This window comes from Methanothermobacter marburgensis str. Marburg, assembly GCF_000145295.1.
GTDB lineage: Archaea > Methanobacteriota > Methanobacteria > Methanobacteriales > Methanothermobacteraceae > Methanothermobacter > Methanothermobacter marburgensis.
Genome location: NC_014408.1, coordinates 198,659 through 211,743, shown reverse-complemented (window position 1 = coordinate 211,743; position 13,085 = coordinate 198,659). Strand labels below are relative to the sequence as shown.

At 49.2% G+C, this 13,085-nt stretch carries 18 protein-coding genes; 17 read left to right on the top strand and 1 reads right to left on the bottom strand.

What is annotated here, in order from left to right:
* Nucleotides 1-8 precede the first annotated feature (8 nt).
* From MTBMA_RS09055 to MTBMA_RS01030, 3 genes are all read left to right on the top strand, one after another.
* Nucleotides 9-164, top strand: coding sequence for a hypothetical protein (locus tag MTBMA_RS09055; protein ID WP_171770388.1), 156 nt, complete (start codon nt 9-11; stop codon nt 162-164).
* 17 nt (nt 165-181) lie between these two features.
* Nucleotides 182-2,317: a DNA topoisomerase I gene (gene topA, locus MTBMA_RS01035; protein ID WP_013295046.1), complete on the top strand. Its 2,136-nt coding sequence runs from the start codon at nt 182-184 to the stop codon at nt 2,315-2,317.
* A 135-nt stretch (nt 2,318-2,452) separates the two neighbouring features.
* Complete coding sequence (locus MTBMA_RS01030; RefSeq protein ID WP_013295045.1) at nt 2,453-4,993, top strand: STT3 domain-containing protein; 2,541 nt, start codon at nt 2,453-2,455, stop codon at nt 4,991-4,993.
* Between the two features lie 73 nt (nt 4,994-5,066).
* Here the strand turns inward: MTBMA_RS01030 and MTBMA_RS01025 are convergent, their stop codons facing one another.
* Nucleotides 5,067-5,444, bottom strand: coding sequence for a CBS domain-containing protein (locus MTBMA_RS01025; protein ID WP_013295044.1), 378 nt, complete (start codon nt 5,442-5,444; stop codon nt 5,067-5,069).
* A 130-nt stretch (nt 5,445-5,574) separates the two neighbouring features.
* Here MTBMA_RS01025 and MTBMA_RS01020 point away from each other — a divergent pair, with 130 nt between their 5' ends.
* From MTBMA_RS01020 to ftsY, 14 genes are all read left to right on the top strand, one after another.
* Nucleotides 5,575-6,669: an OBG GTPase family GTP-binding protein gene (locus MTBMA_RS01020; RefSeq protein ID WP_013295043.1), complete on the top strand. Its 1,095-nt coding sequence runs from the start codon at nt 5,575-5,577 to the stop codon at nt 6,667-6,669.
* A gap of 62 nt (nt 6,670-6,731) precedes the next feature.
* Entirely contained in the window at nt 6,732-7,508 is a 777-nt protein-coding gene (locus MTBMA_RS01015) for a sulfide-dependent adenosine diphosphate thiazole synthase (protein WP_013295042.1), read from the top strand.
* Nucleotides 7,508-8,032, top strand: coding sequence for an adenylate kinase family protein (locus MTBMA_RS01010; protein WP_013295041.1), 525 nt, complete (start codon nt 7,508-7,510; stop codon nt 8,030-8,032). Before MTBMA_RS01015 ends, MTBMA_RS01010 begins: the two co-directional genes overlap by 1 nt.
* Before the next feature lie 122 nt (nt 8,033-8,154).
* Complete coding sequence (gene rnp4, locus MTBMA_RS01005) at nt 8,155-8,574, top strand: ribonuclease P protein component 4 (protein WP_013295040.1); 420 nt, start codon at nt 8,155-8,157, stop codon at nt 8,572-8,574.
* Nucleotides 8,519-8,752: a YhbY family RNA-binding protein gene (locus tag MTBMA_RS01000; RefSeq protein ID WP_048901160.1), complete on the top strand. Its 234-nt coding sequence runs from the start codon at nt 8,519-8,521 to the stop codon at nt 8,750-8,752. The genes rnp4 and MTBMA_RS01000 overlap by 56 nt, the downstream gene beginning before the upstream one ends.
* A gap of 10 nt (nt 8,753-8,762) precedes the next feature.
* A complete protein-coding gene (locus tag MTBMA_RS00995; RefSeq protein ID WP_013295038.1) occupies nt 8,763-9,197 on the top strand; it encodes a 30S ribosomal protein S19e in 435 nt (144 codons plus the stop codon).
* 30 nt (nt 9,198-9,227) lie between these two features.
* Nucleotides 9,228-9,563: a DNA-binding protein gene (locus MTBMA_RS00990; RefSeq protein WP_013295037.1), complete on the top strand. Its 336-nt coding sequence runs from the start codon at nt 9,228-9,230 to the stop codon at nt 9,561-9,563.
* On the top strand, nt 9,560-10,162 hold the full coding sequence (locus MTBMA_RS00985) for a DUF7411 family protein (protein WP_013295036.1): 603 nt from the start codon (nt 9,560-9,562) through the stop codon (nt 10,160-10,162). The genes MTBMA_RS00990 and MTBMA_RS00985 overlap by 4 nt, the downstream gene beginning before the upstream one ends.
* Nucleotides 10,163-10,318 (top strand): 50S ribosomal protein L39e, encoded by a 156-nt coding sequence (locus MTBMA_RS00980; protein WP_010877221.1) that lies wholly within the window; start codon nt 10,163-10,165, stop codon nt 10,316-10,318.
* Between the two features lie 13 nt (nt 10,319-10,331).
* Entirely contained in the window at nt 10,332-10,577 is a 246-nt protein-coding gene (locus tag MTBMA_RS00975; protein WP_013295035.1) for a 50S ribosomal protein L31e, read from the top strand.
* A gap of 14 nt (nt 10,578-10,591) precedes the next feature.
* Nucleotides 10,592-11,260, top strand: a complete 669-nt coding sequence (locus tag MTBMA_RS00970) for a translation initiation factor IF-6 (protein WP_013295034.1) — start codon at nt 10,592-10,594, stop codon at nt 11,258-11,260.
* 3 nt (nt 11,261-11,263) lie between these two features.
* Complete coding sequence (gene rpl18a / locus MTBMA_RS00965; protein ID WP_013295033.1) at nt 11,264-11,494, top strand: 50S ribosomal protein L18Ae; 231 nt, start codon at nt 11,264-11,266, stop codon at nt 11,492-11,494.
* A 4-nt stretch (nt 11,495-11,498) separates the two neighbouring features.
* Nucleotides 11,499-11,924 (top strand): prefoldin subunit alpha, encoded by a 426-nt coding sequence (gene pfdA, locus MTBMA_RS00960; RefSeq protein WP_013295032.1) that lies wholly within the window; start codon nt 11,499-11,501, stop codon nt 11,922-11,924.
* Entirely contained in the window at nt 11,925-13,004 is a 1,080-nt protein-coding gene (gene ftsY / locus MTBMA_RS00955; protein WP_013295031.1) for a signal recognition particle-docking protein FtsY, read from the top strand. It begins immediately after the preceding gene.
* Nucleotides 13,005-13,085: the final 81 nt, after the last annotated feature.

Sequence of the window (13,085 nt, the reverse complement as noted above, 5' to 3'; positions counted from 1 at the left end):
GATCATATATGTGTGAAGGGAAGTCCTCAGACGAAGAAAAGATAGAAGTGTGCTTCATATGCCATAAGAAGTTCAACATAAACGCCGATGACTCAAGCCATTATCATTACGGTAAGTACCCGATGTGCAGCTACTGCAGTGACTTCTATGGATTCTACAGGTGACGATTCTGAGTGGTAAGATGCACGAAGTTATAATATGTGAGAAGCCCAAGTCATCAGAGAAGATCGCAGGAGCACTCTTTCCAGATGCGGAGAGAAAGAAGTACAGGAAGGTGTCCTACTGGGAATATTCTGAAGGCAATAAAAGGGTGACCATCGTATCGGCGGTTGGTCACCTTTATTCACTTCGCCCGAGTAAACCCGGAGAAGAGCACTTCTTTGACCTTGAATGGGCGCCCCTTCATGAGATTGATAAGAAGAAGAACTACGTTAAGGATTACCTCAATGTAATAAAAAAGTTCGCTGCCGGCGCTGACCGCTACATACATGCCTGTGATTACGACATAGAGGGTACACTCATCGGTTTCAACGCCATCAGATATGGCTGCGGCGAGGATGCGCTCCAGAAAACCGTCAGGATGAAGTTCTCAACCCTCACACGGGAGGAGATACAGAGCGCATATGAGAAACCCATAGAACTTGACTGCGGGCAGGTGGACAGCGGCGCTGCAAGGCACATCCTTGACTTCATATTTGGTGTTAACATCTCAAGGTCCCTCATGAAATCCGTGAAGGAGGCCACCAACCGCTTCATTAAATTATCTGCCGGGAGGGTTCAGACCCCCACCCTTGCTATACTCGTTGAAAGGGAGAAGGAGATAAGGGAATTCGAACCGGTCCCCTACTGGATAATCCAGGCAGAACTGGAATCGGGGATCGTGGCAGAGAGCAGAAGGGGTAAGATATTCCAGCGCCCCCTAGTTGATGAGGTCCTTGAGAGGTGTAGTGGCAGCGATGCCTCGGTCAGAGGTGTGAAGGTAAGGGACACCGTAAGGAAACCGCCTGTGCCCTTTGACCTTGGATCACTCCAGTCAGAGGCATACCGTGTATTTGGATTCAGCCCCAAGAAGACCCAGACCATCGCACAGAACCTCTACACCGAGGGTTACACCTCCTATCCCAGGACATCATCCCAGAAACTCCCTGAAAGCATAGGTTACCGTAAGATACTGGACAGACTTTCAGAGGACCCCCGTTTCGGTGCGCACATTGAAGGGCTCAGTGAACCCCTCAAACCCCACGAGGGTAAAAAGGTGGATGATGCACACCCTGCAATACACCCGACAGGTCTTCTCCCATCAGATCTTTCCAGTGATGAAAGAAAGATCTATGAACTCATCGTCCACCGTTTCATCAGCGTATTCGGTGAGGATGCCGTTCTACAGACAATGAGGGTCGACCTTGAAATAGGAGGAGAGGAGTTCAGTTTCTCAAGAAAGAGGGTGAGCAAGAGGGGATGGATGGACAGCTACCCCTACACCCGAATTGAAGATGAGGTTTTCCCTGATATATCCGAGGGCGATGTTATGGGCGTTGTGGGGGTATCCACCCTGGAGAAAGAGACAAAACCTCCAGCCAGATACAACGAAGCCTCACTCATAAGGGAACTGGAGAAGAGGGGCCTTGGAACCAAGTCAACCCGTGCCGATATAATAGCCAAACTCTATGACAGGAAGTACATTGAGGGTAAGAAAATACGTGTGAGCCCCCTGGGTGAGAACATAATTGACACCCTCACAAAGTACTGTGAGAAGATAACCAGTGAGGAACTCACAAGGCAGTTTGAGAGGGAGCTCGAGGAGATCATGGAGGGGAAGATAAGCCGCGACAGGGTGGTGGATGAGGCCATAGAGGAGGTTAAATCCATACTCAGTGATATTGAGAGGAACATGAAGGACATAGGCAGGGACCTCTATAAAGCCTATCAGGACAGCAGGGTTGTGGGTGAATGCCCTGCATGTGGCAGGAATCTTGTCATAAAATATTCCCCCAGAAACAAAAGCACCTTTGTGGGGTGTTCAGGCTACCCTGATTGCAGGACAGTGTATTCACTTCCTAGGGGGGCCAGTGTACTTAAAAGTCGCTGCGAAAAATGCGGCCTTCCAATGATATCCTATGGCAGGCCACGTCAGAGGGCTTGCCTTGACCCATCGTGTGGGAAGAAGGAGTCCAAAGGTGAAGAAATTGTTGGTAAGTGTCCTGAGTGTGGATCCGATCTTATAAAACGTTCAGGGCGTTACGGTGAGTTCGTGGGCTGCAAGGGATTCCCCAGGTGTCGGTTCACCTGCTCGGTTGACGATGTTCCGGCTGCATGATGGGCTACATTTTCAGCGGGACACTGCCTCAGCCTGGAGACAGATCAAAGTTTATAAGTATTTACTGAACTAAAGAGTATACATCATCCATAAGTTCCTGAATTTATTACCAAGTTAAGGTAAAGAGGCGGTTAAATGGATATCAGAAATTTGCTTGAAAAATTGAAGCCCTTCATAATAATTATACTGCTGTTCTCAGCCGTATTCTATATAAGGGCCGAGGCCAGTAACATTGGAGGGGTCCCTGCTTCTGCAAAGGACTTCTATAAGGACTCAGATGGACTGCCATACTTCAGTGAGATGGACTCCTACTACAACTACAGGCTCACAATGAATTACCTCACCAAGGGCATAATGGGGGATACCCTTGTCGATGGCAAACCCTACGACCTCCACTCCTACTACCCCCCTGGAAGACCCGTTGATTACCCTCCACTCATAGTGTACATAACCTCCGCTGCCTACAGGGTGGCAAACGTCTTTGGAGACTTCAGCCTCAAGGAGGTGGCCTTCTGGATGGGGGCCCTAATAGGTTCCCTCTGCGTAATCCCTGCCTACCTCTTCGTCAGGAGAATCACCAATGACTACGGCGGTGTTGCGGCAGCCCTTGTGGTTGGACTGGTCCCCACCTACGTTGCCCACACCTACGCCGGTTTCTTTGACACCGACATGTTCAACTTCGTGCTTCCACTGCTGGTGTTCTGGTTCTTCACAGAGAGCATGCTTGCAGTGGACCTGAAAAGGAAAACAGCCTATGCGCTTGCAGCTGCAGTTTCAGTGCTTGTATTCTCAGCTGCATGGGTCGGTTACATATTCTATCTGGCCGTTCTGGTGGCCTTCATCATAGTTTACTCCGTGATCTCAAGGTACGTTCTGGGTGAGAAACCAGATAGAGAGTTCACGGGTAAGGTTGACTGGCTGCTGCATCAGCGCGAGATATTCCCACTTCTGGTTCTCCTCATAGGTGGCGGGATTCTCATAGGCATATTCGGAGGATTTTCCAGCCTGGCCGGTGCCGTGACGGGTCTTGTGAGCACCACCCAGATACAGGCAACGGCCCAGACAACAGCCTACCCCAACGTGTATGTGTCAGTTTCAGAGCTGCAGATCCCTGAATTCATAACCACAGGGGCCGGGGCAAAGAACCTCTTCATGCCAGGACAGGGATCAGTTGTCGGTGGTGTTGGTGGCCTTCTGGTATTCCTTCTCGGTGTACTGGGTGTCGGAGCCCTCCTGTGGAAATACCGAGAGCCAGAGGTTCAGGTTAAGGAAGCTGACAGGAAGATTAAGGCAGGCAAGAAGAGCAAATTCATTAAAAGGCAAAAAATCAAGCCCTCCGACAGCGAAAGGAAGCACCGTTATCTCCTATACGCTGTCCTCATGGCCGTATGGCTGGTGATGAGTGGATACGCTGTCACGAAGGGTTCAAGGTTCATACCAACCTTTGCAATACCCCTGGGACTCTCAGCAGGGATATTCACTGGATTCCTGGTTGAATACCTAAGAGAAAATATTAAGACAACATCCTCCATTGCACTGGTTGCCTTTGTGGCCGCAATCGCCATTGCAATGCCCTTCGGTGTCTCAGTTGCTGTTAAGCTCCTTGCAGGGGTGATTGCAGCTGGATTCATATACGTGGTCAGGAAGCCAGAGGTTAGGGCCCCTGTCATGATGGCCCTTGTTGTCCTGGCGGTGGTGGCCCCCTCTGTGAGCGGAGCGCATTCACTGACATCAGCTGTTGCCCCAGGCACAGATGATGGGATGTGGAAATCAATGGAATGGATCAAGAAGAACACCAGCAAGGACACCGTGGTCATGTCATGGTGGGACTTCGGCCACCTCTTTGCTGTTGCAGCCGACAGGCCCGTGACATTCGACGGTGGTTCACAGAACACCCCAAGGGCTTACTGGATCGGTAAGGCGCTGACAACCAGTAACGAGACACTCTCAAGGGGCATACTCACAATGCTATCATCCAGCGGGGACCTTGCCTATGAAACCCTCGACAACTACACAAATGACAGTGGTAAAACCGCCGAGATACTGACATCCACCCTGGGACTTTCAAGGGATGATGCCAGGGCAGTCATGACGGGACGCTACGGCCTCACAGAGAAGGAGGCTGACAGTGTACTCAGATACTCACACCCATCAAAACCAAAGCCCTTCGTGCTTGTACTCAGCTCTGACATGCTCGGAAAGGCACCATGGTGGACATATTTCGGAACCTGGGACTTCAAGAAGAAAACAGGGTCAAGGTACGGCTACTATCCATCAATGGGAAGTTCAAAGCCCCAGGTTGTGAACAACACAACCGTGATCCAGACCGTCAACACAATGGTGGAGGACAACCTGGTTGGAACCATCATAGAGAAGAAAGGCAATACGACAAACGCAACGATAGCCATCGGTAACAACAGGACCGTTCAGAGGATAAACCCCCACAAACTCATAATAATTGATGGTAACCTCCTTGTCAGAAATGAGATTGTGGACAGCAACGCCCAGCTCAGCCTCATTGTCATTGGAAGCGGAAATCAGTACACAACTGTGATAATGAACAGGGAACTGGAAGACGCGGTGTTCACGAAACTGTTCCTGCTGGGTGGATTCAACCAGACATCCTTTAAGTTCCTTCATCAGGAACCAGGTGTGCTGCTGTGGACAGCAGCATAACCATATTTTTTACCCATAAAAACAGCAAGTATAAAAATCAATTAGCCACACAATTGAAGAAAAATATTAATTTTCAGTAGCGTTTGGCCATCTTGGCCCTGAGTATGTCTGTTGCACTGACCACACCGATTATCTCGTCATCATCCTCAACCAGGAGGCGCCAGACAACGTTCTTGACCATCCTCTCAGCGGCCTCCTTCAGGGTTGCCCCTGGCGGGACTGTGACAAGGTCCCTCTCCATGACCTCCCATACCTTGACCTCTCCAAGATCATCCCCCTCGGCAATTGCCTCAAGCACGTCCCAGGTGGTTACAATTCCAACCTTGACACCATCCTTGACAACAACCGAGCTACCCTTGCCGTTCTCAACATAGTTCCTGAGAACATCCTCAAGGCTGGCCGATATGTCAATGGTGTCAACATCTGTAACCATAACGTCCTCAACCCTCATAAAATCACCGTGGTATATTATGAATCTTATGATATAAAATTATAAGGGAAAATATTTAATAATGTGGATTAGAGAACATTGAATGATTACACTGATTTTGCCCCGCTTCAACAATGTTCATGTGAGTATTATGGATATCGAGGAGAAGATCAAAAGGATAGAAGAGGAGATACAGAGGACCCCCTACAACAAGGCCACAGCACACCATATAGGGAAACTGAAGGCAAAGATCTCCCGCCTGAAGGAGGAGGCACTCCAGCGAAGGTCGTCCTCAGGGAAGGGGAAGGGATTCCATATAAAAAAGTCAGGGGACTCCACCGTTGTCCTCATAGGTTTCCCCTCTGTCGGTAAATCCACCCTCCTCAACGAACTCACCAATGCAGAGTCAAAGGTTGGGGAGTACCAGTTCACAACCCTTGAAATAGTACCTGGTGTGATGGAGTACCGGGGGGCCCAGATACAGATCTTCGACATACCCGGGATAATCACAGGTGCTTCCCGCGGTAAGGGCCGTGGAAGGGAGATACTGTCGGTTGCAAGGAGCGCTGACCTCATAGTCATAGTCCTTGATGTCTTCAACACGGACCACATGAATGTGATCCTACGTGAACTTCGTGATGTTGGCATAAGGCCCAACGAGACGCCCCCTGATGTGACCGTGAAGAGGAGAAAGCTGGGTGGGGTGAAGCTATCATCAACAGTTGAACTGACCCACCTGGATGAGAGGATCATACGCTCTGTGCTCAATGAGTATGGCATCCACAATGCCGATGTGCTCATAAGGGAGGATATAACCGTTGACCAGTTCATAGATGTTATGGAGGCAAACCGTGCCTACATACCTGCCATCACAGTTATAAACAAGATAGACCTTGTGGATGAATCCTATCTGAACCATATAAAGCATGAATTCCCTGACGCCCTGCTGATATCTGCAGACAGGAAACTGAACATTGATGGGCTCAGGGAGGAAATATTTAACCGCCTTGGGCTTATAAGGATATACATGAAGCCACAGGGACAGAAGGCAGACTACAGTGAGCCTTTAATAATTAAAGAGGGTTCAACCGTTGGTGACGTGTGTCAGAAACTCCACAGAGACTTTGTCCGTAAATTCCGGCACGCCAGGGTCTGGGGCAGCTCGGTTAAATTTGACGGTCAGAAGGTCGGAATCGACCATGTCCTCAACGATGAGGATGTGCTGAGGATCATCATAAAGAAGTGAACTCCCATCCGGGGAACAATTAAAATGTGTATCATGAACACATATCATTTGAAGGTGTGAAGATGAAACTTGATGATATAAAAATTTCAAGAGCCATTGTTGAAGGATACATGGAGGAACTCCTGGACTACATGGACATGGACGTTGCGATTGGTGGAGGGGGACCCTCCGGACTTACAGCAGGTTACTACCTTGCAAGGGCGGGCCTGAAGGTTGCCCTGTTTGAGAGAAAACTCTCCATAGGTGGGGGTATGTGGGGAGGCGGTATGATGTTCAACAAGATCGTTGTCCAGGATGAGGGTAAGGAGATCCTGGATGAGTTCGGTGTAAGGTCAAGACCCTATGATGAGGGATACCACGTTGCAGACTCTGTTGAGGCAACATCAACCCTCTGCTCAAGGGCATGCCAGGCAGGACTCAAGATATTCAACCTCATGAGCATAGAGGATGTTATGATCCGTGATGAGGGCATAACGGGTCTTGTGCTTAACTGGAGCTCTGTTGAGATGGCCGGACTCCACGTTGATCCCCTCACCGTGAGGGCGGGGGCGGTTATAGATGCAACTGGCCATGACTGTGAGATAGTGAAGGTTGTGGAGCGGAAGATAGGCCCTGAACTCAACACAGCTGATGGCAGGATACAGGGTGAGAGGTCAATGTGGGCAGATGTGGGTGAGGCCGCCCTCATAGAGAACACCCGTGAGGTTTACCCCAACCTCTATGTGGCCGGTATGGCGAGCAACGCAGTTTACGGCGCCCCACGTATGGGCCCCATATTCGGGGGTATGCTGGTCTCAGGTCGAAGGGTTGCAGAGATGATAATTGAAAAGCTGAAATAATGAGGCCCATCTGCATAACAGGCACCCCCGGTGTTGGTAAGAGTACCGTGGCTGAAATTCTCAGGGATTCCGGTTTCAGAGTCCTTTCTGTGGGTGAACTTGCGCTGGAGGAGGGTTTCATCCTTGGAAGGAACCCTGACCGTGGTTACCTTGAGGTGGACATTGAATCCCTCTGCAGCCACGTTAAGGGCCTTGAGGGTGACGGTGCCATACTCGAGGGTCACCTCTCCCACCTCTGCAGCTGCTGCAGTATGGTGATAGTGCTGAGGCTCCACCCCAAAATCCTTGAGGGGCGCCTTAAGGCAAGGGGTTACCCTGAGGAGAAGATCGCTGAAAACCTTGAGGCCGAGGCCCTGGACGTCTGCCTGGTGGAGGCTGTTGAGATCCATGGTGATAGGGTCCATGAGGTTGATACAACCGGCAGATCAGCCAGGGAGGTTGCAGAGATCATTATGGATATTATAAGTGGTTCCAGGGTGTGCCCGCCGGGTGGGGTTGACTTCTCAGGATGGCTCCTTGGTTGATGGAAAAGCTTTTTAAATATGGAAACACAAACCACTTATAATATTCTTCTTGTGCTTAAGTTACAACACCATCTTAATGTGCAAGATCAGGGATGTTCTATTCCGTTGTGAGAGGTTAAACCTTGAGGAGAGGAAAGAGACCCGGATGGATGCTGAAGATTGCCCGTGAGAGAATAGACATCCTCTTCAGAATGGCTGACCGTGAATTTGCAGCCAACCCGGGGAGATCGCACAGGTACACCGAACTTGCAAGAAACATATCCATGAAGTACCGTGTAAGGATTCCCAGAGAGTGGAGAAGGAGGTTCTGCAGGAGGTGTTACAGCTTCCTCAAACCAGGTTCAAACTGCACCGTCAGGATATCCGGTGGGAAGGTTAATTTTAGGTGTCATGAGTGCGGTCACATCATGAGATTCCCCTACATTCAGGAAAAAAAGGAGAAAAGGAGAAATAAAATTGAGTCTCACACCATCAAAAAAGGAGCTGATGAGCCGGTCACTTTCGGCGCTCACAATAAACGTGGGAAAGGCCGGGGTGACTGAAAGTCTCATTGAAGAGGTCAGGAGGCAGTTAAAGGCAAATGAACTTATAAAGGTAAGATTTGCCAGGACAGTGGCCTCAGAAAAAGAAAGCTATATTACCGAGATAGTTGAAAAAACAAATTCTGAGCTCATAGATTTAAGAGGAAATGTGGCAATAATTTTCAAAAAAAGATCTTAGGAGGATAAATATGACTACAGTTTATGATGTGCCAGCAGATCTGCTTATAAATAAGGTTGCCGAGGACCTTAAGGATGGTAAGGTTAAATCCCCTGAGTGGGTTAACTTTGTCAAGACAGGTGTCCACAAGGAAAGAAGGCCCGAGAACCCTGACTGGTGGTATGTGAGGGCAGCTGCCCTTCTGAGGAGGGTCTATATCGACGGGCCCGTGGGTGTTAACAGCCTCAGAACCCACTACGGTGGTAAAAAGGATAGGGGTTCACGTCCAGAAAGGTTCAGAAGGGGAAGCGGTGCGATAATAAGGAGAGCCCTTCAGCAGCTTGAGGAATCAGGCCTCATAACAAAGGAGGATGGTGGGAGAGTCATAACACCTGAAGGCCGTTCATTCCTGGATAAGGCTGCTGCTGAAGTAAAAAAAGAAGTTGAAGGCCTTGAAAATTACTGAAAACCTGAAGGGGCCTGGGAGGTTTTCTAATTGACAGACCTCGAAGAAATACGTCGCAAAAAAATGCTGGAACTCCAGCAGAGGGCACAGCAGCAGGCAATGGAAACTGAAGCCCAGGAGCAGATGCGTCAGCAGCTTGAAATGCAGAAGAAACAGATAATGATGCAGATACTCACCCCTGAAGCCCGCAGCCGTCTTGCGAATCTGAGGCTTACAAGGCCAGAATTCGTTGAGCAGATAGAACTCCAGCTGATACAGCTGGCCCAGATGGGTCGTGTGAGGTCAAAGATAACAGACGAACAGCTCAAGGAGTTGCTCAAGAGAGTTTCTGGCAAAAAAAGGGAGATAAAGATCAGTAGAAAATGAATGCATGCGTACTCTACAGTGGTGGTAAGGACAGCTCACTGATGGCTGTGATGCTCCAGAGGATGGGGATCCAGGCTGAACTTGTAACTGTGAACTTTGGTGTCTATGATTCCTGGAGGCCCGCATCCATGGCGGCAGATGCCCTGGGCTTTAAACACAGGGTCCTTGAACTCAGTGGGGATGTGCTCAGGGAAGCCACTGAAATGATAATAAATGATGGGTTCCCCAATAACGGTATAATGCATATACACAGAAGCGCCGTTGAGGCCGCTGCAGTTGAGTACGATCTGGTTGCTGATGGAACGCGACGTGACGACAGGACCCCCAAGCTTACAAGAAATGAAATACAGAGCCTTGAAGACCGTAGGGATGTTGAATACGTGAACCTTGATGGTTTTGGTCACAGGACCATCAACAGATTCGCTTCAGAGTTATTCACGCTTAAAAGGGAGAAGAGTAATCCTGAAAACAGCTCCGACTATGAGGTTGAGGTTCGCCTCCTCATGGAGAAGATGGGCTGCAGATCAGAGACATTCTTCCCCGTTCACTTCCAGACCAGGGTGACTGGCTGGAAAGATTCACAGCAAGGAGGATGCTGAATGAGTAGAAACAAACATGTTGCCAGAAAACTTAGAATGGCGAAGGCTAACAGACAGAACAGAAGGGTGCCCGCATGGGTGATGGTTAAAACCAATTACAGGGTCAGAAGCCATCCAAAGATGAGGCACTGGAGAAGGACCAAACTCAAGGTGTAGGAGGGATCTTAACATGGAGAGAATTTACGTTATACCCCTTAGGAAGGCAAAGGAAGTTCCAAGAACCATAAGAGCACCGAAGGCTGTTAAGATTGTCAGGGAATTTCTCATGAAACACATGAAGACAGACACTGTTAAAATTGATGAATCCATCAACGAAAAAATCTGGGAGAGGGGTATCCAGAAGATTCCCCCCAGGATAAAGGTCAGAGCCGTCAAGGATGAGGACGGCGTGGTGGAAGCCATTCTCGAAGAATAAAAAAATGGTGGATTATGATCAGAAGGATCAACCTCAGCGGAAACCCCAACCTTGGAGTCTACATCTCTGTAACTGACAGTGTGGCCCTCATACCTGTGAATGCATCCCCAAAATTTGAGGATGCACTGAGGGAGGCCCTTGAAGTTGAAGTCCTGAGGACATCCCTCAGTGGCAGCAGCCTCAACGGGGCGCTTTCAGCCGGAAATTCAAACGGTTTCGTGGTTTCAAACCAGGCCATGGACCGTGAAGTTGAGGCGCTCATGGCTGCAGGTCTTGAGGTTACCCGCATCCCCGACAGGTTCACAGCAGTTGGCAACCTTGTTCTGGCCAATGATAATGGTGCTGTTGCAAGTCCACTGCTATCAGAGGATGCCCTGAATGTTATAGGGGATGTTCTTGAGGTTGATGTTAAGGTATCCACAGTTGCAGGCCTCAACATCATAGGATCCCTGGGGGCTGTGACCAACCGCGGAGCACTCCTGCACCCCCACACCTCAGAGGATGAAATGAGGGTTATTGAGGGGGCTTTGGGAGTGGAGGCAGATGTTGGCACCGTCAACCATGGGGTAGCACTGGTAGGTGCCTGCTCAGCAGCCAACTCAAATGGTGTCCTTGTGGGTGAAGAAACCACAGGACCTGAACTTGCAAGGATAGAAGAAGCTTTAGGTTTTCTTGAGGGATGAAAAATGAAAACGAAGATATTTAGGGTTAAAGGAAAGTTCCAGATGGGTGATAAACTTCAGCCATTCACAAAGGAACTCAAGGCAATAAAGGAAGAGGAGATCTACGAAAGACTCTACTCAGAATTCGGAAGTAAACACAGGGTTCCGAGAAGCAAGGTTATGATTGAGGAGATAGAGGAGATATCACCCGAGGAGGTAGAGGACCCGGTGGTCAGGGCGCTGGTCCAGAGGTGATCCCATGGAAGACCAGCAGAAACTTGAGGAGATAGTGAACCAGCTCAACATTTACCAGAGCCAGGCAGAACTCATCCAGCAGCAGATGGAGGCTGTCCGGGCAACGATCAGTGAACTGGAGATACTTGAAAACACACTGAAGGACATCCAGGAAAAGGAAGGCTCCGAAACCCTTGTACCTGTTGGTGCCGGTTCCTTCATAAAGGCAGAACTCAAGGAGACAAGCGAGGTCATAATGAGTGTTGGTGCTGGTGTTGCCATAAAGAAGAACTTTGAGGACGCCATGAAAACCATCGACTCGCAGAAGAAGGAACTTGAGGCAACACTCCAGAAGATGGGTGAGAACCTCCGCAAGATAACCGACATCATCCTCAAGTTATCTCCTCAGGCAGAGGAACTCCTTAAAAGGGTAAGGGGAAGTGAGGAGTAAGTGTTTGAATCTCTGAAGAAAAAATTCACTGAAACAGTGGGGAAGATCACCGAAAAGGTCTCAGGTGCTGAAGCCCCATCTGAGGATGAGAAGGTTTCCCCAGAAGATAGCCGCCCTGAGCCTGTGGCAGCTGCTGAAACCGAGAAGACAGAATCTGAGACTCCCATTCCAGAATCAGAGGATGATAAAACCGATGACCGGAGCGATGAAGAGGGCTCAGGTTTCCTTTCATTTTTCAGGGAAAAGAAGATATCAGAGAAGGACGTTGAGGACGTCCTCTGGGAACTGGAAATGGCCCTCCTTGAAAGTGACGTGGCCCTTGAAGTGGCTGAAAGAATCGTTGAGGAACTCAGGGAGGAGCTGGTTGGTAAGAAGGTTAAGAGGAGTACCGAGATCTCAGACTACACAAGGGAAGCCCTTAAAAAGGCCGTCATGGATGTTCTGAGTGTTGATGGAGTTAAAATCAGAGAACTTGCAGAAAAAAGGAAGCCCCTTGTTATAATGTTCGTGGGTATAAACGGTACAGGTAAGACAACCACCATCGCCAAGGTGGCCAGGTACTTCATGAAGATGGGTCTTGAACCTGTTATGGCTGCAGCAGATACATTCCGTGCAGGGGCGATAGAGCAGATACATGAACACGCAGATAAACTTGGTGTTAAAATTATAAGCCACCGCAAGGGGGCTGACCCTGCTGCGGTGGCCTTCGATGCAGTATCCCATGCGAAGGCCCAGGGAAAGGATGTTGTCCTAATAGACACGGCGGGGCGAATGCAGACAAACGTCAACCTCATGGATGAGATGGCCAAGATAAAGAGAGTTGTGAAGCCTGACCTCATATTATTTGTTGGTGATGCCCTTACAGGTAACGATGCCATTGAACAGGCAACCAAATTTGATGAGGCAGTGGGCATAGATGCCGTTATACTCACCAAGGCCGATGCCGATGCCCGTGGCGGTGCAGCATTATCCATTGGTTACATGATCCGTAAGCCCATAATATTCCTCGGTACAGGTCAGGGCTATGATGACATCATGGAATTCAGGCCAGAATGGATGGCCGATCAGCTGTTTACCTGACTGATTCTCAGTTTATCAGCATCATCCCTCCACATTATCCAAAAATTTTTATACAATGTGATCTATTTTTATACAATGCGA